At 55.5% G+C, this 20,941-nt stretch carries 19 protein-coding genes; 6 read left to right on the top strand and 13 right to left on the bottom strand.

Going from position 1 to position 20,941, the window contains the following annotated elements; all coding sequences use genetic code 11:
* Positions 1 to 186 precede the first annotated feature (186 nt).
* The 11 genes from KP708_RS02265 to KP708_RS02215 form a co-directional block, all read right to left on the bottom strand.
* Positions 187 to 2,763 carry a TonB-dependent siderophore receptor gene (locus KP708_RS02265; RefSeq protein ID WP_215750188.1) on the bottom strand — a complete coding sequence of 859 codons (2,577 nt, stop codon included), beginning with the start codon at positions 2,761 to 2,763 and terminating at the stop codon, positions 187 to 189.
* 114 nt (positions 2,764 to 2,877) lie between these two features.
* Positions 2,878 to 4,146 (bottom strand): ArgE/DapE family deacylase, encoded by a 1,269-nt coding sequence (locus tag KP708_RS02260; RefSeq protein WP_252347380.1) that lies wholly within the window; start codon positions 4,144 to 4,146, stop codon positions 2,878 to 2,880.
* Positions 4,147 to 4,258: 112 nt separating this feature from the next.
* A complete protein-coding gene (locus tag KP708_RS02255) occupies positions 4,259 to 4,987 on the bottom strand; it encodes an amino acid ABC transporter ATP-binding protein (protein ID WP_215750186.1) in 729 nt (242 codons plus the stop codon).
* Positions 4,984 to 7,872 (bottom strand): FAD-dependent oxidoreductase, encoded by a 2,889-nt coding sequence (locus tag KP708_RS02250; protein ID WP_215750184.1) that lies wholly within the window; start codon positions 7,870 to 7,872, stop codon positions 4,984 to 4,986. Before KP708_RS02250 ends, KP708_RS02255 begins: the two co-directional genes overlap by 4 nt.
* Positions 7,872 to 8,603: an amino acid ABC transporter permease gene (locus KP708_RS02245; protein ID WP_215750182.1), complete on the bottom strand. Its 732-nt coding sequence runs from the start codon at positions 8,601 to 8,603 to the stop codon at positions 7,872 to 7,874. Before KP708_RS02245 ends, KP708_RS02250 begins: the two co-directional genes overlap by 1 nt.
* Before the next feature lie 29 nt (positions 8,604 to 8,632).
* Entirely contained in the window at positions 8,633 to 9,490 is an 858-nt protein-coding gene (locus KP708_RS02240; RefSeq protein ID WP_252347379.1) for a transporter substrate-binding domain-containing protein, read from the bottom strand.
* Position 9,491: 1 nt separating this feature from the next.
* Positions 9,492 to 10,382 (bottom strand): dihydrodipicolinate synthase family protein, encoded by an 891-nt coding sequence (locus tag KP708_RS02235; RefSeq protein WP_215750180.1) that lies wholly within the window; start codon positions 10,380 to 10,382, stop codon positions 9,492 to 9,494.
* 26 nt (positions 10,383 to 10,408) lie between these two features.
* The gene (locus tag KP708_RS02230) at positions 10,409 to 11,182 is read right to left on the bottom strand and encodes an amino acid ABC transporter ATP-binding protein (RefSeq protein ID WP_215750178.1); all 774 of its coding nucleotides are present in this window, start codon (positions 11,180 to 11,182) and stop codon (positions 10,409 to 10,411) included.
* Positions 11,169 to 11,822 carry an amino acid ABC transporter permease gene (locus KP708_RS02225; RefSeq protein ID WP_215750176.1) on the bottom strand — a complete coding sequence of 218 codons (654 nt, stop codon included), beginning with the start codon at positions 11,820 to 11,822 and terminating at the stop codon, positions 11,169 to 11,171. Before KP708_RS02225 ends, KP708_RS02230 begins: the two co-directional genes overlap by 14 nt.
* Entirely contained in the window at positions 11,819 to 12,478 is a 660-nt protein-coding gene (locus tag KP708_RS02220) for an amino acid ABC transporter permease (protein WP_215750174.1), read from the bottom strand. Before KP708_RS02220 ends, KP708_RS02225 begins: the two co-directional genes overlap by 4 nt.
* Positions 12,475 to 13,269: a transporter substrate-binding domain-containing protein gene (locus KP708_RS02215; RefSeq protein WP_371822744.1), complete on the bottom strand. Its 795-nt coding sequence runs from the start codon at positions 13,267 to 13,269 to the stop codon at positions 12,475 to 12,477. The genes KP708_RS02220 and KP708_RS02215 overlap by 4 nt, the downstream gene beginning before the upstream one ends.
* Before the next feature lie 132 nt (positions 13,270 to 13,401).
* On the opposite strand from KP708_RS02215, the gene KP708_RS02210 reads away from it, so the two are divergent.
* The 6 genes from KP708_RS02210 to hydA are packed head-to-tail and all read left to right on the top strand — an operon-like array spanning position 13,402 to position 19,244.
* Positions 13,402 to 13,677, top strand: a complete 276-nt coding sequence (locus KP708_RS02210; protein ID WP_215750171.1) for a 2Fe-2S iron-sulfur cluster-binding protein — start codon at positions 13,402 to 13,404, stop codon at positions 13,675 to 13,677.
* Entirely contained in the window at positions 13,664 to 15,085 is a 1,422-nt protein-coding gene (locus KP708_RS02205; RefSeq protein ID WP_215750169.1) for an NAD(P)/FAD-dependent oxidoreductase, read from the top strand. Before KP708_RS02210 ends, KP708_RS02205 begins: the two co-directional genes overlap by 14 nt.
* Positions 15,082 to 16,236: an FAD-binding oxidoreductase gene (locus KP708_RS02200; RefSeq protein WP_215750167.1), complete on the top strand. Its 1,155-nt coding sequence runs from the start codon at positions 15,082 to 15,084 to the stop codon at positions 16,234 to 16,236. The genes KP708_RS02205 and KP708_RS02200 overlap by 4 nt, the downstream gene beginning before the upstream one ends.
* On the top strand, positions 16,233 to 17,174 hold the full coding sequence (locus KP708_RS02195; RefSeq protein WP_215750165.1) for a dihydrodipicolinate synthase family protein: 942 nt from the start codon (positions 16,233 to 16,235) through the stop codon (positions 17,172 to 17,174). The genes KP708_RS02200 and KP708_RS02195 overlap by 4 nt, the downstream gene beginning before the upstream one ends.
* The gene (locus KP708_RS02190; protein WP_252347378.1) at positions 17,174 to 17,827 is read left to right on the top strand and encodes a GntR family transcriptional regulator; all 654 of its coding nucleotides are present in this window, start codon (positions 17,174 to 17,176) and stop codon (positions 17,825 to 17,827) included. Before KP708_RS02195 ends, KP708_RS02190 begins: the two co-directional genes overlap by 1 nt.
* 28 nt (positions 17,828 to 17,855) lie before the next feature.
* Entirely contained in the window at positions 17,856 to 19,244 is a 1,389-nt protein-coding gene (hydA, locus tag KP708_RS02185) for a dihydropyrimidinase (RefSeq protein ID WP_215750163.1), read from the top strand.
* Between the two features lie 146 nt (positions 19,245 to 19,390).
* Here hydA and KP708_RS02180 read toward each other — a convergent pair whose 3' ends face one another.
* Complete coding sequence (locus KP708_RS02180) at positions 19,391 to 19,789, bottom strand: tautomerase family protein (RefSeq protein ID WP_215750161.1); 399 nt, start codon at positions 19,787 to 19,789, stop codon at positions 19,391 to 19,393.
* A 29-nt stretch (positions 19,790 to 19,818) separates the two neighbouring features.
* On the bottom strand, positions 19,819 to 20,940 hold the full coding sequence (locus KP708_RS02175) for a Gfo/Idh/MocA family protein (protein WP_215750159.1): 1,122 nt from the start codon (positions 20,938 to 20,940) through the stop codon (positions 19,819 to 19,821).
* Between the last annotated feature and the right edge of the window lies 1 nt (position 20,941).

Raw genomic sequence — 20,941 nt, 5'->3', positions numbered from 1 at the left:
TGATCGATGCGGTATGCTTTAGAGTAAGTCGCATCAATCATGATGCTCTACTTTCCCCGCAACTAGGACGTCCATCATCTGAGCGAAAATCGCCATGGCCCACCAATGACACATCTGTCGTACACTTCGAAAAAAGAAAAAAAACGAAGTGGGTCAGTAATGACCCACTCCCCCATAACTCTTTCTTCAGAGCGTGAAGTTGATACGTCCATAGTAATAGCCACCCGTCATCGGGACCTGCGATGAGAAAGTATCATACGGATTGGCGCCAAGCTGGTTTAGTTCGCCTGGCAGCTTACGCGGTCGGATATTGAACACGTTATTCGCTCCTACAGCGACATGCCAGCGTGAATTAAAACGATATCCAATCTCAAGATCCGTCAACCACCGAGGTGAATTCTTGAACTGGGCAAAGCAGGAACTGGACTGGGCAAGCTGCTTTCCGTCGATCGGGCAGATTGATGCTGTTGGCGTCCAGTCCTGATACGTCATCATTCCAGTCGTCTCGCCGTAACGCGTCTGACGAAGATTGATATCCCAGTTTCCAACAGTCCAGAGAGCGTTCAGAATGATCTTGCTACGCGGATACGCTGTAGTGAGATACGCAATGTTCTGAGCGTTCAGTAACGGAGACCCCGTTGAAGACATACCGTTATGCGTCAAACGCGTGCGGTTCAGATCCAGTGCCATGGACAGCGTCAGATTACCATAACGATGCAAGCGGAACATGTAATCCGCCTTGATATCAAGCCCTTGCGTCCGTGTGCTGGCCCCGTTTGTGAAGTAATAGGTCTGCACGGAATTTTCAGAAATCTGCGTTAAGGCTGGTAACGAAACACCCATTCCTTCAAGAGCTGCAATGGCTGGTGCTCCCGTCACGTTGCCGCCCTGAACAACACGGTCACGAATGTTGATCTGGTAAACATCCGTTTCGATATGAAATCCATCAATTGGTTCAAGTACGATACCACCCGTCGCACTGGTGGAACGTTCAGGCTTCAGGGGTGTGGCGCCCGTCGCACGCGCTTCGGACGACGAAACTGGTAGCAGCCCCAGAACTGATGTCGGGCCAACGTTAATGGCACTGTAATGCTGCTCGGCCATCGTTGGCGCACGGAAGCCGTTGCTGATGGTCGCACGCAGGCCAATACGGCGCGTGATATCATAACGGGTCGAAACCTTGCCGTTCTCGGTATTACCGACATCGGTATAGTGCTCAAAACGACCGGCGAAATCCAGATCCCAGTTCTTCAGTGGGTGGAAATCACCATCCAGATATGCCGCCCAGACATCACGGTCCCACTTCCCCGCATCCTGCGGCGTCAGGCCAGCGAGGGCCGAAGTTCCCCCATATTCATAAGATGCGGGTTCACCAGCAAGGATAGTATACTGCTCAAGCCGGTGCTCACCACCAAATGCGAGCGTCATCGGCACGACATTAGCGATATTAAAATTCCGGCGAAAATCGAGATTATTAGTCCATTGGGCTAGTCGGAAGTTCGATGTCCGCACAGTGGTCGGTGAGTAGCCCGTTGTCGCATACATGTTCGGGTTGGTCGTATTCTGATTGGAAATCTTATCCAGATCCTCGCCCCAGGTGCTGCTTAGATCCCAGTCGAACCCGAAGAGATGACGCCCCTTCAGACCGAGGGTTGCTGCATAGTCATTCTCGTCGATCGTCTCCAATGGCGAATAGCCATATGGGAAAAGTTCCGGATTACTCGCGCTGCTCCCAGAAGGAATACGATAATTCTCGTATGCTTCGGCATGACGGTGCGCGTAAGTGACCTGACCGTAAAAATCGACGTTGTCCGTCAGCTTCTTGCCGAAATCAATCCCGAGGTTCTCCCGCGTCTCCTCGGGCGTGCTCATGATCTTGTTGGAGTTCTTGGGAACCTTGACCGACCCCGTGTAGAGCTCGTTGGCAGCCCCTGCCGGAACATAACCGGCCAAGCGGTTATCTACCGTGTTGGTTACGAAATGATCCGTATGGTACACTTGCCCGGAAATATGAAGATAACCGTCGCGCCCAAGCTTCAGACCTCCGTCAGCATTAAGCTGATACTGCCAACCGTCCCCATTATAAGCATTCGCGCCAGTCTGGGCGCTCATGTTCAGCCCATGATCCTGCTTCCTGGTGATGATGTTCACAACGCCAGCAATGGCGTCGGAGCCATACATTGCCGCAGCACCGTCCTCCAGCACTTCGATATGATCGATCATATTCGAAGGAATCATGTTTAAATCAACGGGAGTGGCACCAAAGTTCGGCCCGGCATCAGCATTGATGTTTGCAGTAGTATGACGCCTTTTGCCATCTACCAGAACCAGAACCTGATTCGGATTAAGGCCCCGCATTCGGATGAATGACGTCAACGCACCTGCGTCATTGCCCATCGTACTCATGTTGATGGAAGGATAGGTTTTCGTCAGGGCCTCAGCCAGATTCATCATGCCAGACCGACGCAACGCAGCTCCAGAAAGAACTGTGATGGGACTTGTGCTCTGACGAGCATGGCGGTTGGTGGCGTGAGTACCCGTGACGATCAGACCTTCTTCACCACCAGAAATGGACTTTACTTGATGAGCACGGGCCAGAGCCTTCTGGGCAGCGGGACGCACGGTTGCAGTCTTTTGGGGTGCCTTGTGCGTGGGCGCTTTCACCTGCCCTGCTGGCACGCTCATCGTTTCAGCCAGAAGCGGGCTGGTGCCGAAACTGACTGAAAGGAAGGTGGAATAAAGCGCAAATTTCCTGATGTTCATAATCGGCTCCATTGCCCTGCCCGCGCAGGGATATCAGTCGGTTTTTTCAAGGCGATGCGGAAGTCTTCTCAAACGAGACTCTTTCCGCGTCGAACATTCAAAAGACGTTAAGGATCACGCAGCTTCGGAACGCAGGAGTTGCGAGAGCGCCCCTGCAACCACTTTTGTCGCGCGTCGCATGTCTTCGAGAACCACGTGTTCGTTGGCGCGATGGCCATTGGCATCCTGTAGACGGCGCGGCCCTGCCCCATACAGAACAGTCGGACAGCCCCAATTGCTGTAGATCCGTGCATCGGTGAAGAGTGGCATGCCTCTCTGGGCAATCCGTTCGCCAAAGGCGGCTTCCGCAGCATCCTGTAATGCTTTGATCAGCGGTGCCTGACCTTCTGTAGGTACCAGTGGCAAAGCCAGAAGATGTTGTGACACAACACACTCCACACCGGGCATATCTGCCGCCTGAGCAATCACGCGCCGCAACTCTGCTTCAACCTCAGCGGCCTGTTCGTCAGGCAATATCCGTCGTTCCAAACGGAACTGCGCCTGGGCAGGCACAACATTGGCGGCAATGCCTCCCTCAATTGTCCCGATCACAAGCGTAGGAGAGTCGATCCCCTCAATGGCACTTCGGTGTTCAGACAGACCGTCACGATAAGTATAGAGCGCTGTCATCACCCGACATGCCGCTTCGATCGCATCCGCACCTGTTTCAGGCCAGGCAGAATGCGCAGACTTGCCCGTGAATATGATATCCAACTGAAGGCTACCATTGTGGGCGATCATCACATCATAGGTAAAACCAGCGCTGATAACGTAATCCGGCTTGCTCAGCCCCTCAGAAAGAAGCCATCCGGGACCGACGTGACCACCTATTTCTTCGTCATAGGTCAGATGGAGTTCAACAGTTCCTGACAGATCGGTACAGACTTCCCGCAAAGCCTGAAGCGCGAAAGCATAGGTCGCGAAATCAGACTTTGAAACCGCCGCGCCGCGCCCATACAACCGTCCATCCTCAATAACACCCCCATAGGGATCATGAGTCCATCCGTCTCCCGGCGGGACTACATCACCATGTGCATTGAGGGCAACGACCGGCCCAGATCCATCGCCAAAGCGCTCCCGAATGATCAGATTCGTGGCACTCTTCATGCCATACTGCCCCACAACGCTCTGTGGAACAGGATGACATTCGACCTCAAAGCCAAGGTCTTTCAGGCGCTCAGCCGAAAAATAAGCATGTGGCGCGCAGTCGCCGGGTGGATTGTCCGAAGGAACACCGACGAGCGCCTGCAGGAAAGGAACCTGCCGCGCATCGAAGTCACGATCAATGACGCCGCCGAGGCGATTGGCCACCGTCTTTTCACAACAGGAATCGTTTCCCAGCATAGCGCCTCCCATCGGATCTTCGTTCCGTCCTCGATTCATATTCTCTTTGTATACCGAATGAATTCGATCACGAAGCGGAATGTTACGTCCATGCGAAAATTTTTTTTCTTTCTTACGAAACCTCTTCGAAGCGTAGAAAAGACTGGGCACGTGGCGAGCATTTTCCCGCAAAGAAATCCTCCGCCGGACAGTCATCAACAATCTCACCTGCGTCCACGAACAGGATCCGTGTCGCTACCTGGCGTGCAAATCCCATTTCGTGCGTCACGCACATCATGGTCATTCCATCGCGCGCCAATTCTGTCATGACCTGAAGGACTTCCTGAACCATCTCTGGATCCAGTGCGGAAGTTGGCTCATCGAACAGCATGACATCCGGCTTCATCGCAAGCGCCCGTGCGATCGCTGCACGCTGCTGCTGGCCACCTGACAACGCAATTGGATACTTGTTCGCATGACGCTCAAGACCAACACGACGCAACAACGCTTCCGCCAAAGGGCGGATTTCGGCGCTGTTACGCTTCTGCACAATGCGCGGCGCCAACATTATGTTTTCCAGAATGGTCAGGTGCGAAAACAGTTCAAAGCTCTGGAAGACCATCCCCGCCTTCGCCCTTAGCGCCGAGTGATTGGTCTGCGCTGAACGAACTGCCATTCCATCCACGTAGATCTGGCCGCTTTCGAACGTTTCGAGCGCATTGATGCATTTGATAAGCGTGGATTTCCCAGAACCGGACGGCCCGCAGACAACTACGACCTCTCCTTTGGAGATCTCTGCCGAACATCCTTTGAGCACCTGAAAAGCACCGTAGGATTTTATCACCTTCTCAAGTGTGATCATGACGGATTTCCATAAAAACGGATTGGAGAAAAGATCCCCAGATCAGGCCGCTCGCAGCGCCCCAACAGCATGTCGGCCACGTGACGGCCCATGGCAGGCGCCAGCGTCACGCCGTTGGCTGTCACCGCTGTAAAGAATCCCGGAACATCCGGGCTTTCCCCAAGAATGGGCGCTCCATCGACATCAATGTTCATGGCAGCCCAACTTCGAACAATATTAACAGCAGCCAGAGCCGGAACCAGACGCTGAGCAACCCACAGATTGCCTTCAAGATTTTCCCGCAGCGGACGGGGATGACCATGCACAAGATCGAGGCCCGCACTCCAGCCACCGCCGATCAATAGCGAGCCATTCGCCGCCTGCTTAAGCGTCAGGTGACGGCTCGCGTGGGCAAGAAGAGAATGTACCAGCGGAGCAACAGGTTCAGTGACAATCATCTGCAACGGAGCTCCAAAAACAGGCAGTGTCCGTCCCACAAGCCCTGCGACCTCACCCGCATAGGCACCCGCCGCATTCACCACGGCACCAGCCGACCATCTCCGCGCGCCTGCCCGGACGGCAAACCGTTTGCCTTCACGATCAATCGCGGACAGCGGCGTCAATTCCTCGATGCACACGCCTGCCTTGCGGGCGTGCGCCAAAACGGCCTGCGTCGCAGCCATCGGATTGATCTTACCTTCCTCGGAACAGTACGCTCCCCCAAGAAACCCCTCACGCAGATTGGGTTCGATCCGCCGCAATTCATCCGGATCCAAGATCCGTGCATCCACGCCCAAAGACTGCTCGACCGCAACCTTGCTCCGCAGGCGCGTCATGTCAGCGTCTGTTTCCGCAACGACCAGTCCTCCGCAGATCTTGATTTCCAGATCCCGGTCAAACCGGCCCCGAAGCGCCTCCCACATTCTGATCGACTCACGCTGCAGTGCTAGTGTCCGGGCAGGCATAGACGGCCCATCACTGTCTGCGCTTGCGTCGAAGGCCATGAGCTGAGCATGCAGGCTTCCCGCATTCCCTCCCGAGGCCATGGCTCCTGCACGCCCCTTTTCCAGCACCACGACGGATTTTCCTGCTTCAGCCAGGAAAAGGGCTGCAAAAAGTCCGACGATCCCAGCCCCAACAACGACGACATCCACAATTTCATCAGAAATTTCGGGTGTCCGCAGCGGCGTTCCGAGACCCGAAGGAATGGCCACACGACGGTGCCCGCGCCACTCAGGCTTCTGACGAGCTAGCGCGGACACTGGCACCGGACGCAATGGAACTTGCGGCGCTGTAAAATCGCGCTCGCTGGTCGCAGAAGGCAGAACTGCCATCAGTGCCGCCTGACAGAAACGTCCCTGACAACGCCCCATTCCCGCCCGCGTCGTGCGCTTGAGAGTGGCCAGATCATTAATGCCATTTTCTGCCATCCGTCCCAGGACGGTTCCCGCTGAAACGCATTCACATCGACATAGAACCGTTTGGCCTTCCGGTGAGGGCAACGTGATGACAGGACTGTAGAGTTTCCATAGAAGAGACTGGAAACGCTCGCTTCGCCGATAGATCCGCAGGGCCCGTTCCAAGCCCTTCGAAGCCTCCCGTCGCTCCAGTTCCAAAAGTCGTCCCGCACACAGTTCGCCCTGAGCCTGTGCAAGAAAAGCCCCGCCAAAGCGTCCCGCTTCACCGATAATGAAGACATCGTCCTGATCCGTGCGCCCGTCGGGAGTACGCCCGGTTTCAGGGTGAATGACTGGCCACGTCCGCACCTGCTGTTGACACCCCAGCAGCCGGGGCAATTCTCCCGCCGGGACAAAGCCGTCACCAAGACAGACCGTCTGTATATCCAACCAACGGTTCTGACCGTCCACGTTCCGTACGCAGGCTCGTTCGACACGCTCGTTTCCTTCAATGCGTGTCACGACACTGCTCCACAGCACGGGAACTCCAGCCCGGCGAAGCGTCAACAGATGCTGCACACCAGCAAGAGCCAGCCGTGGGGAAGCCACTGAAAGTTGGCCAGCCAGAACAGACCGCGTCATAGGATCAGGCGCGACTTCCACGACGGCAGCCACCTCAGCACCCCGCCTGACCAGTTCGGCCGCAAGCTGCAGATTGAGCGGACCGTTTCCAGCGACAAGAATCCGGCCAGGCGAAACAGTCTCATAGGCCCGCAGTAATGTCTGAGCAGCACCGGTTGTCATCACGCCCGGAAGCGTCCAACCGGGCCTGGGTTGGGGTGTTTCCTGCCCACCAGTCGCTATGACGATCCGCTTTGGCCGAATATAAAACGCTTCACCATCCCTGAGACCACCGATGACGAGCGCACCTTGTTCGCGATAGGCACACCAGACGAGCGTATCGTGCCACAACTGCGCACCGCTCTGCTGCATGGCTTCAATCAGCGCCCGCCCTCGGCGAGCCTGACTATCCTGATGCTGCGGATTTACGGCATTCTGCTTGAAATACTGACCACCCGGAATATGCCTCTCGTCAAGCAGCAGAACGTCCAGCCCCCCCTGAGCCAGTTTTGTCGCTGCGACTAAACCTGCTGGCCCCGCACCAATTACCAGAACGTCACATGTATGCTCGACCAACTGGTTCTGTTCGCCATCGATAACATCCGTAGCCAGTGCCTGCGCGATTGTGACATCCGGCAAGCGTGCATTGCGATGGACCACCATTCCTTCTCGCACTGGCGTCATGCATCCACGGAGGGACATCCGCCCGTCCACGTTTAGCAGACACTCCTGACATGCCCCAATGCCGCACAGCGGTCCGCGTGCCGAACCATCAGGTGCTACGCGATGCACAATCTTTCCCGCCGCCATCAAAGCAGCCGTCAAAGTCTGGCCTGGCTTCGCTGAAAGCGTATTGCCATCAAACGTAAAACTCAGAGTGTCAGCCATTAGCGCGCATCCTGTGTGCTGACAGGCAAACTGATGATATCTTCCGGGATCAGACGCTGCTGTCGGAGATACGGACGCTCAGCATAACGCTCAATCCGGCGCTGCAGAAAATCCCATGCTGTGGTCATTAGTAAGTAATACAACGCAGCCACCGAAAACAGCTCCAGCACCATGAACTGATCCTGCACAAGGATCTGGCTGCGTTGCATGAGTTCTTCCATGGAAATAACGGACGTCACGCTTGTCGTTTTCAGCAGGCCATTCACTGAATTGCCCAAAGGCGGAATAACAAGACGAAACGCCTGCGGAAATGCGATACGCCAAGCGATCTGTCGTTCGCTCAAACCCAGCGCGCGCGCTGCCGCAATCTGCCCTTCAGGCACGGCATTAAGTCCCGAACGTATGATTTCTGCCAGATAGGCCGCTTCATTCAGCGTTAAGCCGATAATCGAGCACGCCATTACGCTCAAACGGATATCCAGCTTGGGCAATCCGGCGTAGATTACCACAAGCTGTACCAGTAAAGGCGTGCCCCTGAAAAACCAGACATAAAACCGCGCAGGCCAGGACAGCAAAGGGTGGCAAGACCGTTTCATAAGGGAAATAATAAGCCCCAGAAGAAATCCTAGCACCATCGCGACCGCCGTCATGTAGACGGTGAGAAGTGCACCCCGAAAAATATACGGGCTGCCGAGATAGGTGAAGAAGCCCTGCCAACTCCAGATCTGCATGTCGATGCCCCGCTTCAGCGTATGAAAAATTAGCGTGTGTTGTCGGAAAAATGAGGCTTGGAAACTGTGATGTGCCCCGGGAACGGAGCAACGCCATAAGGCGCCATGAGACGGGCCAGCGTGCCATCCTGCCGCATACCTTCCAGAACCGAGGCCAGTTGCTGTGCCAGCGCCGAATCGCGGAGCGCTAACGCTACCGGTGTGGGATACAGCCCCGCCAGAACAGGCCGGACGCCTCCCTGATGAGCATTGCGCTGCGCTACAGCATCAATGGAAAGCACGGCTGTGATCTGCTTTGCCCGCAAAGCAGCAAAGGCAATCCCAACATTCTGGAACGTTTTAATTTCAAGCCCTGGCCGGTTGCTCGCTCGGAGCGCCTGATCTGCTTCGCGTGCATGACGTTCCTCGATCCCCCCCATTTCCACCCCAACTGATGTGCCGGAAAGGTCCTCAAGTCGGGCTGGACGAAGGGTCGTATCGTTATTCAGGGATACACTGATCGCCTGAATCTCGTAGGGGATCATCTCCATCAGCTTTGCGCGCTGAGACGTATAGAACATTCCAGTGTTGATAACGTCCCAGCGCTTTTCGAGGAGGCCAAGCGTGAGTTGCGCAAAAGAGGTCGAGAGAAAGATCGGCTTCAGACAGAGCCTGCGAGCCAGTTCGTCTCCCAGTTCCATCCGCATACCGGCAATCCGCCCATCTACCGTCACATATTGCAACGGCGGCAGCGTTGGATTGGTCGCCATGACAAGCTGACCTGGCGAAATCAAGCCAGGGACTACAGTCGGGCATGGTGTGGCCGGCGCTGCCTGCCACCCGAAACACAGAACCGCACAAAACAGCCCTTTGCCTCGCAACACACGTGACAGAGCCCCCTTAGCCATTTCAGGCACCTTCTTCGAACCGGAGGCCCAGATCCTTAACAATCTGAAGCGCACGGGCATCGTCCGTAGCCGGCAGCGGCAGGCGCGGGGCACGCGGGCCGCCAACATCGAATCCCATATGTTTCAGGAGAGCTTTCGTCCCCGAAACATAGCCCTGCCCGCCTACGAACTGGATCAGCGGCACATGGCGGAAATACATTTCCCGCGCTTTGCCAATGTCCTTGTACCCATCAGAGAGATTAAAAATCTCACTCATGACATGTGGCGCCACGTTGGACGCGACAGCGACCCAGCCGATCGCTCCTTCAAGGAAACTCTCGAAGCCCATGATCCCGCCAAAAACTGATAGCCGATCACCACACAGACGGATGATGTCCCGTACGCGGGTGACATCCATTGTGGATTCCTTGATCAGGCAGCAGTTATCAATATGCGACAGACGTGCCACCAGTTCGGGCTTAAGGTCCACATTTGCTGTTGCCGGGTTGTTGTAAAGCATGATCGGCAGGCCAATCGCATCCGAGATACGGCGATAGTGAACAAAAAGTTCATCGTCTGTTGGCGTGGAGTAGAATGGCGGAATGATCATCACGCCATCCGCACCCAGGCGCTCGGCCTCCTGACTGTAGCGGATCACGTCATAGGTGTTTTCTGCGCCCGTGCCGATAAACACCGGAACACGTCCTGCGGCTTGTTCGATCACTGTCTGTGCAACAAGCGTGCGCTCATCATCCGTCAGTGACAGGAACTCTCCTGTGGAACCGAGCGGAATAAGACCAGCGATCCCCTGAGCAATCTGCCAATCCGTGAAGCGTCGAAGCCCCGGAACATCAATATGTCCCTCGCTGTCATACGGCGTGATCATGACGGTGTAAGTGCCGCGAAATTTCATGGATTTTTCCTTTATTACTCGAGACATCATTGTTGTGGGCCAAGCTGGCCCACGGGCAGACCAGCCCCGGGGTCACTGCCATGGGTATTCATGAACGCTGCGATATCGGGCTCTTGCGCGGCCTCTCTCAGGCCGTTGCCCACAGCCCGAACGCGACCATCCTCCAGCAGGACGATCCGATCTGACAGTGACGAGACGACACTCATCGCATGCGAAACCTGAACGACGGTCATGCCGTCACGCGCGAGGTCGCGCAGCAGCACGCTGACTTCATGAACCTTCCGCGGGTCCAACGCTGATGTCGGCTCGTCCAGAAGCAACAGCGCGGGCCGAAGCATCAAGGCACGTGCGATGGCAACACGTTGCTTCTGACCGCCCGAAAGGTCTGCAGGCAGCGCATCAGCCTTGTTACCCAGCCCCAGCCGTTCGAGCAGCCCGCGCGCCTCATTCTCAGCCTCCGTGCGCGTTCGTTTCGCCACGACGGTCGGTGCAAGGGTCAGATTGCGCAACACTGACATATGACCAAAGAGGCCGAACTGCTGGAAAACAATCGCCGATTGGTCTCGCAGGGTTTTTGCAGCGCCTGTCGCCGACATATCGACGACGCGCCCATCCACCGTCATGCTTCCCCGCACGACAGGCTGCAGCCCTATCAAGGTTCGCAGCAGCGTGGTTTTTCCTGAACCCGAAGGCCCGATGAAGCTGACGATCTCCCCGCGTTCAGCCACAAACCCGGCCTCCCCGAGCGTCTCGTTCTTTCCATGACGGACACAGACGTCCCGAACATCAATGTACGGCAATGCGTTTCTCCAGAAGACGGCTCAGACAGGTCAGCGGATAGGAAATAACGAAATAAACCAGCAGTACCGCGCAGAAGACCTGCGCTGACGGCAGCCCGCGGCTGGAAAGGATCACACCGGCCTGGCTGAGTTCCACCACGCCGATCTGCGAGGCCAACGCTGTGTCCTTGATAAAGAGCACCAGATATCCCACAGCAGGTGGAATGACGGCCGACATTGCCTGTGGCCCGATCACGTACCGCCAACGCGCCCAGGTTGGCAGGTTTAAGGCCAGTGCAGCCTCAACCTGTTCAACCGGGACCGTATTGATCCCGCCATGCAAAATTTCGCAGAGATATCCCGCTGCGATCAACCCGATTGAGCAGATCGCCACTACAGTTGCCGAGACGTCTACACCTGCCATCCCTGTACAGAAGAACAGAATATAAAGCGTCACAATGAACGGAACTCGCCGGATGGTCTGCACATATGCGACCGCCAGTGCCCGAAGCGGCAGCAACGCACGCCCTGCTGAAAACCGCAGCGCCGTCAGGAGAACTGCTCCGACGATCCCCAGACATCCTCCACCAAGAGACAGAACGATCGTCCGCAGCATCGCCTGCAGCAATAGCGCCATGTCATAATGCGAGAACGCAATCATACCATGCGCTCCATTGTGCGACGACACAGCACAAAAAAACCTGTCAATGCAAAGGACAGTACGGCGTACAAACCGCCGGTCACGAGCATGACTTCCAGAATGCGAAACGTTGTCGATCCGATATCATAGGCACGGCCCGTGAGGTCCTCGACACCAAAGATAGACGCCATTGCACTTCCCAGAATCATAATCTGAAAGTGATTGGCCAAAGCCGGGAACATCGTGCGCCCGACATGCGGCAGTATGACCCGCAGATAGGTCTGACGACGGTTGAGGCCCAGCGTCAGAGCCACTTCATGATAAACTGGCGGCACCCGTGCCATCCCAGCCCCAAGAATATCCGCCAGATACGCAGCCGCATTCAGCGTCATGCCAATGACAACAGACAGAAACGGTGACACCATCAGTCCCATCAGGGGTAGACAGTAGAAAACCGCAAAAATCTGAGAGAGCTGCGGTGTATTGGTCAAAGCTGTGCTGAAACTGCGGCTTGCCTTGCACCAGAAGCCTTTATTTTCAAACCGCAAAATGACTAGAAGAATAGCCAGAAACAGCCCCAACCCAAAAGCGAGTGTCGCAATCAAGACTGTGACACCCACACCACCCAGCAAAAAAGGCAGCCGCAACAGAACCGGATGAAAATTTAGCTGACTCATGGAACTGCCTGCGCAGAACCGGGGTCGAACCATTTGCGATAAATCGCCTCAAGCCGCCCGTCCTGCTCCATTGCTTCAAGCACATGATTCACATCTGCTCGCAGCCTCACGTCTCCACGGGCAAGGCCAATGCAGTCCTCCCCGACAGGCGGTGCAAACCCGCGAATGACAGTCCACCGAACCTGTGATTGCACCGGTAAGTAATGACCAACATATTCAATGACATCGACCATCGCATCTCCCCGTCCCTGCGCAAGAGCCCGAATTGCATCCGCGTAGCTATCCAGAAGCAGCATCGGCGCTTCTGGAGCATGCTCCCGCAGATACGCCACAGCCGTTGATCCTCGGACCTCCACGAGCTGATGCATTCCTGAAAGCAGATCAGTAAACGACGAAATACCTCGCTCTTTTGGCGCAATGATTGCGAACTGCTCGGAATAAAGAGGATGGGAAAACGCGATGACCTGCGCTCTCTCCGGGGTGCGCGTCAGCCCGCCTAGAACGATATCGACCTTCCCTGCCAGCAGATAGGGAATGCGACCACTGGATGACAGCGTGACAAACCGCGGTTCTACACCCAGCCCCAATGCAATGGCTCGCCCAACATCGACATCATAACCTGCCAGCTCGTTACGGACATCATATTGCCCCAAAGGCGGCAATCCGGCTTCCACGCCGATGTTGATATGACCGCTCGCCCGGATGGCAGCGCTCTCCCTCGCTTCGGCTTTACCGAAAGCAAGAACACTGCAGACAGCGCAGAATCCCAGAAACTGGTTGATCCGGATCACTCTCAAGAAAGGTTTCCCTGATGCTGTGCGACTTTAGGGTTGCGGTTGTCAGATCACTGATCTAATTCGAATATACGTTATGTATACGATAGAAAACCCTTTAGAAGAATTTTCTTCTCCGGACCGATCCAGATGAGCAACGAAAACTCCCCGATCACTTTTGTTTTTCAAAGCCGATCGGGCACCCGCACGGTAAATGGCATTGAGGGGGAACCTGTTGCAGCGGCTCTTCGTCGCTCAGGCATTCTCGAACTTGGACAATCCGGTATCGACGGCACCCCGCGGGGCGCTTTCTGTTTCATGGGGAGTTGTCAGGAATGTCGCGTTCTTATCAATGGCGCGATCGATTACGCCTGCAAAGCCTCCGTCCTCCCGAACATGACCGTTACGCCTTATGCCCAAGCCTGATCGATCCCCAGTCACCGTGATAGGTGGCGGAGTTGCGGGTAGCACCGCCGCCATTGCGCTTTCCCGCCACGGCCTTCCTGTCACGCTTATCGATGAACAGCCCTCAGCCGGTGGACAGATCTTTCGTGCACCCTCTTCCTATGCACGTCAGACAGTTCCACCCAACCATGAATTCAGCGGAGGCGACGCCCTTCGTCAGAAGCTGGCCACCTCGAACGTCCGGGTGCGCCTTTCCACCCGCGTCTGGGGCCTATCTCCCAGTCTGACACTCGACCTACTTGGCCCTGATGGAATGGACCAAATTCCGCCGTCTACGGTGGTAGTGGCCAATGGTGCGACTGAGCGATTCTTTCCTTTTCAAGGCTGGACGACACCCCGCATTACCGGCCTTGCTGGCGCCAGTATTCTCATGCGTAATGGTGGAACATTACCAGGCCAAAGTGTCGTAGTTGCAGGCTCCGGTCCGCTTCTCTTTTCGGTTGCCCATCAGGTTCTTGAAATGGGCGGCAAAGTCACTGCGATTATAGATTCAGGCAACCGTGCCGACTGGGCCCGGCTGGGTGCCATGCTCACGCTCGATTCCTCTCGCCTCACGCAGGCTGCCGCGTGGATGCTTCGCTTACGCAAAGCTGGAATTCCAGTCCATCACCGCTCGTTCCTGTCGGCCGCGGAGGAAACTGAAACAGGCCTGCTTCTGACGGTTAGCGATATGGACCATCCGGAGCGTCACCACTTTTACACTGCCGAAGCCGCCGCATGTGGCTATGGTCTCAAGCCTTCGACACTCATTACGCGAACCGCCGGTGTTCAGCACCGCTATGATTCACTCGGTGGTTATCTCGAGCCCGTCACAGATGTCGCAGGTCGCACAAGCTGTCCCGATTTATACGTCACGGGAGACGCTGCGGGCATTCGTGGCATGGCCGTCGCCCGCCTACGCGGCCTTGTCACGGCCCATGCAGTCGCACACGATCGCGGGCTGATTTCAGCCAAGGCATATGCCCGCCTGACCAGAACGCCGCTCCGGCATCTTCGCCGTCTGGATGCTGTCTCCCGCCGAATGCTGCCGCTTATGAACGCGGGGCGTACGATAGGTGCCCGTTTGCCTGATGATACCATCGTCTGTCGCTGCGAGCGTGTAAAAGCTGGAACATTACGAACCGCCATCCAGTCTGGCGCAAAAGATTTGAACCAGCTCAAGGCATGGACCCGCTGCGGCATGGGGCCCTGTCAAGGACGTATGTGTGAAGACAGTGCGCGTGCTCTTCTTACGACTGCCTGCAACAGCACTCCCGAAGAGGCAGGCAGTTTCACGGCCCGCATACCTTTCTTTCCACTGCCCCTGACCTCCGTAACCGGAGAGTTCGCTTATTCCGATATCCCTTTACCAAAGGCGGCTCCGCTATGACCGTCGCATTTCATGAATCACCCGTGATCTATGATGCCATCATCGTCGGCGCGGGTGTCATGGGGGCTACTACTGCCCTATTTCTGGCTCGCGCAGGCCTGAAAGTCGCTTTAGTTGACCGGCAAGACATGTTTCGTGCTGCTTCAGGTGTTAACGCTGGAACACTGACTTTGCACATGACACGTGCGCAACTCATTCCTCACGCCATTCGCGGGCGGGAAATGTGGCTCAACAGCGTAGAATGGCTGGGCGAGGATGTCGGTGCCCTAGCCACGCCAGGGCTGTCCATGGCTTTTACCGAAGCAGAAGAAGATCTTCTTCGACAGCGCGCGAGCGTCCGTCAAAATATGGGTGCACCTATTGAGATTATTTCAGCAGAAAAAGCCGTCAGCATTGAACCAGGCGTAAATCCCCGTCTGCGTGCCGCCGCCTATTGTGCGCTGGATGGTCATATCCCGACCTATCGCGTCGGAGGAGCCTATGCCCGCGCATTAAAAGAAGCTGGTATCACTCTCATCGAGAATGCTCCCGTCGAGAGTATCTCCTCCGTAAGGGGACAAGGTCATGAAATCCGCCTTACTGGTCACGCGCGCGCCATACACGGACGCCGTGTGGTTCTAAGTACCGGTGCCTGGCTGGAAAAGATGCTTGGCTGGTTTGGACATGACATTTCAATCCGCTGCCTTATCAACCAGCTCGTCGTTACAGAAACTCTGCCACCTGTCATGGGAAGCGTACTCAGCATCGCCAACGGTCTGCTGTCACTCAAACAGTTCGCCAATGGCAGTGTCCTGATTGGCGGAGGCTGGCAGGGTGAAGGCAACATTTGTGACGGTGGCACCCGCGTCACTCCTGAAAATCTTCAGGGTAACGTCCGCCTCGCCCAGCATGTCGTCCCTCGTCTGAACGAGGCACAGATCCTCCGGGTATGGCTTGGACTGGAATCTGAAACTCCAGATGCCATGCCGCTGATAGGCGCTCTTACACCTGATGATGATGCCTTTGTTGTCGGCTGCGTCCACTCGGGCTTTACCAGCGGCCCCTACATGGGTCGTCTCCTTGCCGAGCGCATTCTCGGCGCCGATCCCGACTTAAGCGCCTTTAATCCCTCTCGTTTCTCCCCCTCTTCAGCCACCAGAGCCCAGCTATGATTCCCGCGTCTCCTACGCCGTTCCGGGGCGTTTACGCCGCCACGCTTGTGCCTTTTCTGGCTGATGACACGCTGGATGAAGCCCTTTTCAGTCAGCATCTTGCAGAGTGCACTGCTCCCCAAGGTATTGTCGGTATTCTCTGCAACGGCCATGCTGGCGAAAACCATCTTCTGACCCGAGCCGAAAAGCGCCGGGTGGTGGAGCTGGCTGCGGAAACCATCGGAAAAACACGGATCATTGTCTCCGGTGTTCTTTCCGAAGACCTTGATGAAGCCTGCGAGCACGCACGGGACGCCGTAGCTGCCGGCGCTGACGCACTCCTTGTGTTTCCACCCTTTTCCTGGGCCGTCTCACAGGACGCCGATGCCATTATCGCCCATCACACCGCGATCTGTGAAGCGGTTGACGTCCCGACCATGCTCTATCAGTCCTCGATCAGCAGCGGGGGTATGGCCTATTCCCTACCAATTCTCGAAGCTTTGTTAAGGCTTCCGGGGGTCGTTGCCGTCAAGGAAGGCAGTTGGGAAGCCAATGCCTATGACCGACACCGCAGACTAGCCGCACGCATCGCGCCACACGTAGACGTTATGGCATCGGGAGACGAACATCTCCTTGCCTGCTTTGCTATCGGCACCACCGGTAGTCTCGTCAGCCTGGCCGCCATTCTGCCGAAGGCCATGGCCGGTCTGTTCCGCGCCATACGTGCAAACGACCTGCCTGCCGCGCAAAAGATCCATGAAGCTGTCCAGCCCCTCGCCAACCTGATCTACGGCCGTGCTCCAGGGGGACGAGCCACCCTACGCTTGAAAGCCTGCCTGGTCATGCAGGATAAATGGCCCTCCTGCCGCACGCGCAAGGCTTCTGATATCATCGCTCCAGAAGAATGGCAGGAACTGTCAACTGCATTGAAAACTGCCATGACAGTGGAAGGACCGTAATGAGCGATTACATGGTGGCCGATCGCGAGCAGAATCTCGCAGAACTGGCTTACACGCAGATTAAACGTATGATCCTTGAGAAAAAGCTACCCAGCGGCATGTCAGTCGTGGAAGGCCGTCTTGCGGACCATCTCGAAATTTCCCGCACACCTGTGCGCGAAGCCCTGATGCGCCTTGCTGCTGAAGACCTCCTGATCAAACAGGGATCGCGCTCTTTTGCCGTCCGTAATGTCTCGGCCATTGAGTTTTTTCAGGCCATTCATATCCGTGAAATTTTAGAGAGCGAAGCCATCGCCCTCTCGTTCGACAAACTCGACCGCGCCACGCTCGAGGAAATGCGCCGCGACATTGTGGAACTGGGAAAAACTCCCGACCAGACAGCCGCCCAATGGCAGCTTGATGACCGGCTTCACCGCATGTTCCCGACAGTTTCAGGAAACAGCGTTCTTCTCCGTACGATCGACGAACTCCGTACCCTTACCCGGCTGTGCGAAGTCACCTACCCCCTCGGTCGCGTCCCCTCTTCCACATCTGAACATCTGGCCATCGTAGATGCCCTGCTTGCAGGCGATCGCGAGGCCGCACGCGCAGCCATGGTTACACATCTGCGCAATGTCGCGGCCGACTGCATGGACATTCTCAGGGGCGGCTAAAACGCCCCATCTTACAGGAGACACCATCATGACGACTTTTGACCTCGTGATCCGGAACGGTATGATCGTTACCGCGACAGACAAATATATCGCCGACCTCGGGATCAACGGCTCAAAAATCGTTGAGATCGGTACCAATCTCCAAGGACATGAAACGGTCGATGCGACCGGTCTTCTGGTCATGCCAGGCGGGATCGACGGCCATTGCCATATCGAGCAGGAAGAGGCTGACGGCACAATCCATGAAGACGATTTCGTCTCAGCTACCGGGTCGGCCCTGCTTGGAGGCACCACGACAGCGGTTTGCTTTGCCTCGCATGTTCCCGGACGAGGTCTCGTGGAGCAATTTGAGGCTTATCGTGAGAAAGGCGCAAATTCCCGGATCGATTTTGCTATTCACCAGATCATCACCCGTACCGATGACCAGACAATCCATGACGAGATTCCCATTGTAGCCGAACGGGGAGCGGCCGGCCTAAAGGTCTTCATGACCTATGACGACTTTCATCTTGCCGACGGGCAGTTTCTTCAGGTTCTGGAAGCCGCCCGTAAAAGCAGGATCATTGTTTCCGTCCATTGTGAGAACTACGATGCCATCCGTCACCTGATCCTGCGTCACCTGGAGGAGGGTCGGACCGAACCTCATGGTCATGCAACTTCGCGTCCCCCCAGTGTAGAACGTGAGGCCACTTACCGCGCGATGACACTGAGTGAACTCGTGGACCAGGAAATTCAGATTTTCCATGTTTCCTGCCCCGAAGTCGCTGAGGAAATCAGCCGGGCCCAGTCACGGGGCGTCAAGGTTGTGGCTGAAACCTGCCCCCATTACCTGACTCTGACCGAAGACGCCCTCAAACGCGAAAATTTCGAAGGTACGAAATACATCTGTAGCCCACCGCTGCGCACCCAAGCACAGCAGGACGGTATGTGGTCTTACCTTCGAAGCGGTGTCATCAGTATCATTTCGTCCGATCATTGTGGTTACACATTTGATGGCGCCGTCGGGAAAGGTCGTCATGGTCGGTATGCCGATTTCTCCCTTATTCCCAATGGCATGCCCGGTCTCGGCACACGCCTGCTAGTCTTTTATGATGCCGCCATCAACAGCGGGAAGCTGGACCTGACCGACTTCGTGCGCCTCACCGCTACGACCCCAGCAAAACGCTATGGTCTCTATCCCGAAAAAGGCACGATCGCCCCCGGTTCTGACGCCGATCTGGTTCTATGGGACCCGAACCGCGTAGTCACGATCACCAATGACCTCTTTCAGAGCAACATCGACTACACGCCTTATGAGGGTTTGACTGTCCGTGGCTGGCCGACAAAGGTTTTTCTACGTGGAACTCTTGCCATGGAAGAGGGAAAGCTCGCCGCCATGCCAGGAGCTGGAAAATTTCTCAAGGTTCGACACGCCTGAAAGCATATAAGCTCTGTCACTTATACTGTACTTTTTTCGACATCTATGAACCACGTTCAGAAGAGACAGACTGCACAGAATATGTCTCAACACTGATGCAGCCTGTCCTCTGATCTAGGTTTGGTTACAGCTATGGGAGGAGAAGACTATTTTCCTCCAAGTTCCCCCGTCAGAAACTGTGCTCTTCCCAGCCCAAAGGACCAGTGCGCATCCTGATTTTCAACCACGGACACCATAACGTCCGACGAAGCAATTCCGCACGTCCGCTCAAGATGTTCTGTTAGCAGTTTGTAGAATAATGCCGTCTTTTCTTCGCCGCGTGGCCGGCTGAACATCTGAACAACCACAACTTTTTCAGTCCGCGGAATTCCAAGATCCGTATCTTCCACGATCATGCGTGAAGGCTTGTACTCAGAAACCAATTGATAGCGGTCTCCACGCGGGACTTCAAAGGCTTCCAGCATCGCTTCATGGGCAGCATCCAGAAGCGTCTTGATCTCCGCATCCGTGCGGCCTTCAAGCATATGAAAGTGAAGTAATGGCATGGTATTTCTCCAGTTTTAATTGAAACGGATCAGGAAATCGTCTGCCACTGCCTTTGCTGATGTGAGCAAACAGCAGCATCTATGATCTTCTGAATTTCCCATGCCTCCCGGAAATCAGGAGTGCTGGGTTCGCCACGATCAATGGCGCGAATAAATTCTGCCATTTCGATCGTCTTGATATCGTTGAAACCAAGGTGGTGGCCTTGCGCGACGCAGAATGAGCCATAAGGCGGATGTTGCGGGCCAGTTTCGATCAGCCGGAAACCGTTTGTCCGGCTATCGTCACCAGCCTTATAATAGAGCAGTTCATTCATGCGTTCCTGAGTGAATGACAATGCTCCCTTACTGCCGGAAATTTCAAATTCCAGCTGCATTTTCCGTCCTGTCGCAAGCCAGTTGGCCTGAAGAGTTCCGGAACATCCACGCTCAAACGTGACAATCATTCTAGCCACGTCATCAATATTAATGTCTCTGAGCTCTGACGCCTCGGCAAAGGCAGGCCGTTTCTTCACTACCGTGTCCAACTGGGCAAAGACGGACGTTATGGGCCCTAACAGAAACCGTGCAACGGAAATAATGTGACTTCCCACGTCTGCCAGCGCCCCCGTCCCTCCCGCAGGATCGCATCGCCAGCTATAGGGGGACAAGGGATCCGACATGAAATCTTCTGCGTGGATGCCATTAAAAGCGTAAATTTCTCCCAACTCTCCTGACTTGATGAAATCACGTGCGTATCTCAGCAGCGGATTTTTAAGATAATTAAAACCACTCTGTGTCCTCACACCTGCTTTTTCAGCCGCCTGAACAATCTCCGATGCCTCTGACGCAGTAGGAGACAATGGCTTTTCGCAGTGAACGTGTTTGCCCGCAGCAATAGCAGACAGTGCCATCTGACGATGCAAAAGTGTCGGAGTCGTAATGGAGATGATGTCAATCAATGGATCATCAATGAGCTCCTGCCAATCCTGGGTATAGGACGCAAAACCGAACTGACGCTGGAAAAGGCGTGCGCGTTCTCCATCAATATCGGCGATCTTATGAAGAACGGGCCGAGAAATGTCGTCAAAAACGTTTCCAGCCGCCTGATAAGCAAGGGCATGGGCTTTTCCCATGAAACCCGTACCAATCAGGCCAATCCTCAATGTATTCATA

The organism is Gluconobacter sp. P5H9_a, assembly GCF_018812085.1.
Taxonomy (GTDB): domain Bacteria; phylum Pseudomonadota; class Alphaproteobacteria; order Acetobacterales; family Acetobacteraceae; genus Gluconobacter.
The sequence above is the reverse complement of the archived record's forward strand: the minus strand, read 5'-3'. Positions and strand labels throughout refer to the sequence as shown.

Excerpts from the sequence above, each read along its gene's own strand:
- KP708_RS02265 (WP_215750188.1), bottom strand. The coding sequence starts at position 2,763 with ATGAACATCAGGAAATTTGCGCTTTATTCCACCTTCCTTTCAGTCAGT.
- KP708_RS02260 (WP_252347380.1), bottom strand. The coding sequence starts at position 4,146 with ATGCTGGGAAACGATTCCTGTTGTGAAAAGACGGTGGCCAATCGCCTC.
- KP708_RS02255 (WP_215750186.1), bottom strand. The coding sequence starts at position 4,987 with ATGATCACACTTGAGAAGGTGATAAAATCCTACGGTGCTTTTCAGGTG.
- KP708_RS02250 (WP_215750184.1), bottom strand. The coding sequence starts at position 7,872 with ATGGCTGACACTCTGAGTTTTACGTTTGATGGCAATACGCTTTCAGCG.
- KP708_RS02245 (WP_215750182.1), bottom strand. The coding sequence starts at position 8,603 with ATGCAGATCTGGAGTTGGCAGGGCTTCTTCACCTATCTCGGCAGCCCG.
- KP708_RS02240 (WP_252347379.1), bottom strand. The coding sequence starts at position 9,490 with ATGGCTAAGGGGGCTCTGTCACGTGTGTTGCGAGGCAAAGGGCTGTTT.
- KP708_RS02235 (WP_215750180.1), bottom strand. The coding sequence starts at position 10,382 with ATGAAATTTCGCGGCACTTACACCGTCATGATCACGCCGTATGACAGC.
- KP708_RS02225 (WP_215750176.1), bottom strand. The coding sequence starts at position 11,822 with ATGATTGCGTTCTCGCATTATGACATGGCGCTATTGCTGCAGGCGATG.
- KP708_RS02220 (WP_215750174.1), bottom strand. The coding sequence starts at position 12,478 with ATGAGTCAGCTAAATTTTCATCCGGTTCTGTTGCGGCTGCCTTTTTTG.
- KP708_RS02210 (WP_215750171.1), top strand. The coding sequence starts at position 13,402 with ATGAGCAACGAAAACTCCCCGATCACTTTTGTTTTTCAAAGCCGATCG.
- KP708_RS02205 (WP_215750169.1), top strand. The coding sequence starts at position 13,664 with ATGCCCAAGCCTGATCGATCCCCAGTCACCGTGATAGGTGGCGGAGTT.
- KP708_RS02200 (WP_215750167.1), top strand. The coding sequence starts at position 15,082 with ATGACCGTCGCATTTCATGAATCACCCGTGATCTATGATGCCATCATC.
- KP708_RS02195 (WP_215750165.1), top strand. The coding sequence starts at position 16,233 with ATGATTCCCGCGTCTCCTACGCCGTTCCGGGGCGTTTACGCCGCCACG.
- KP708_RS02190 (WP_252347378.1), top strand. The coding sequence starts at position 17,174 with ATGAGCGATTACATGGTGGCCGATCGCGAGCAGAATCTCGCAGAACTG.
- hydA (WP_215750163.1), top strand. The coding sequence starts at position 17,856 with ATGACGACTTTTGACCTCGTGATCCGGAACGGTATGATCGTTACCGCG.
- KP708_RS02180 (WP_215750161.1), bottom strand. The coding sequence starts at position 19,789 with ATGCCATTACTTCACTTTCATATGCTTGAAGGCCGCACGGATGCGGAG.
- KP708_RS02175 (WP_215750159.1), bottom strand. The coding sequence starts at position 20,940 with ATGAATACATTGAGGATTGGCCTGATTGGTACGGGTTTCATGGGAAAA.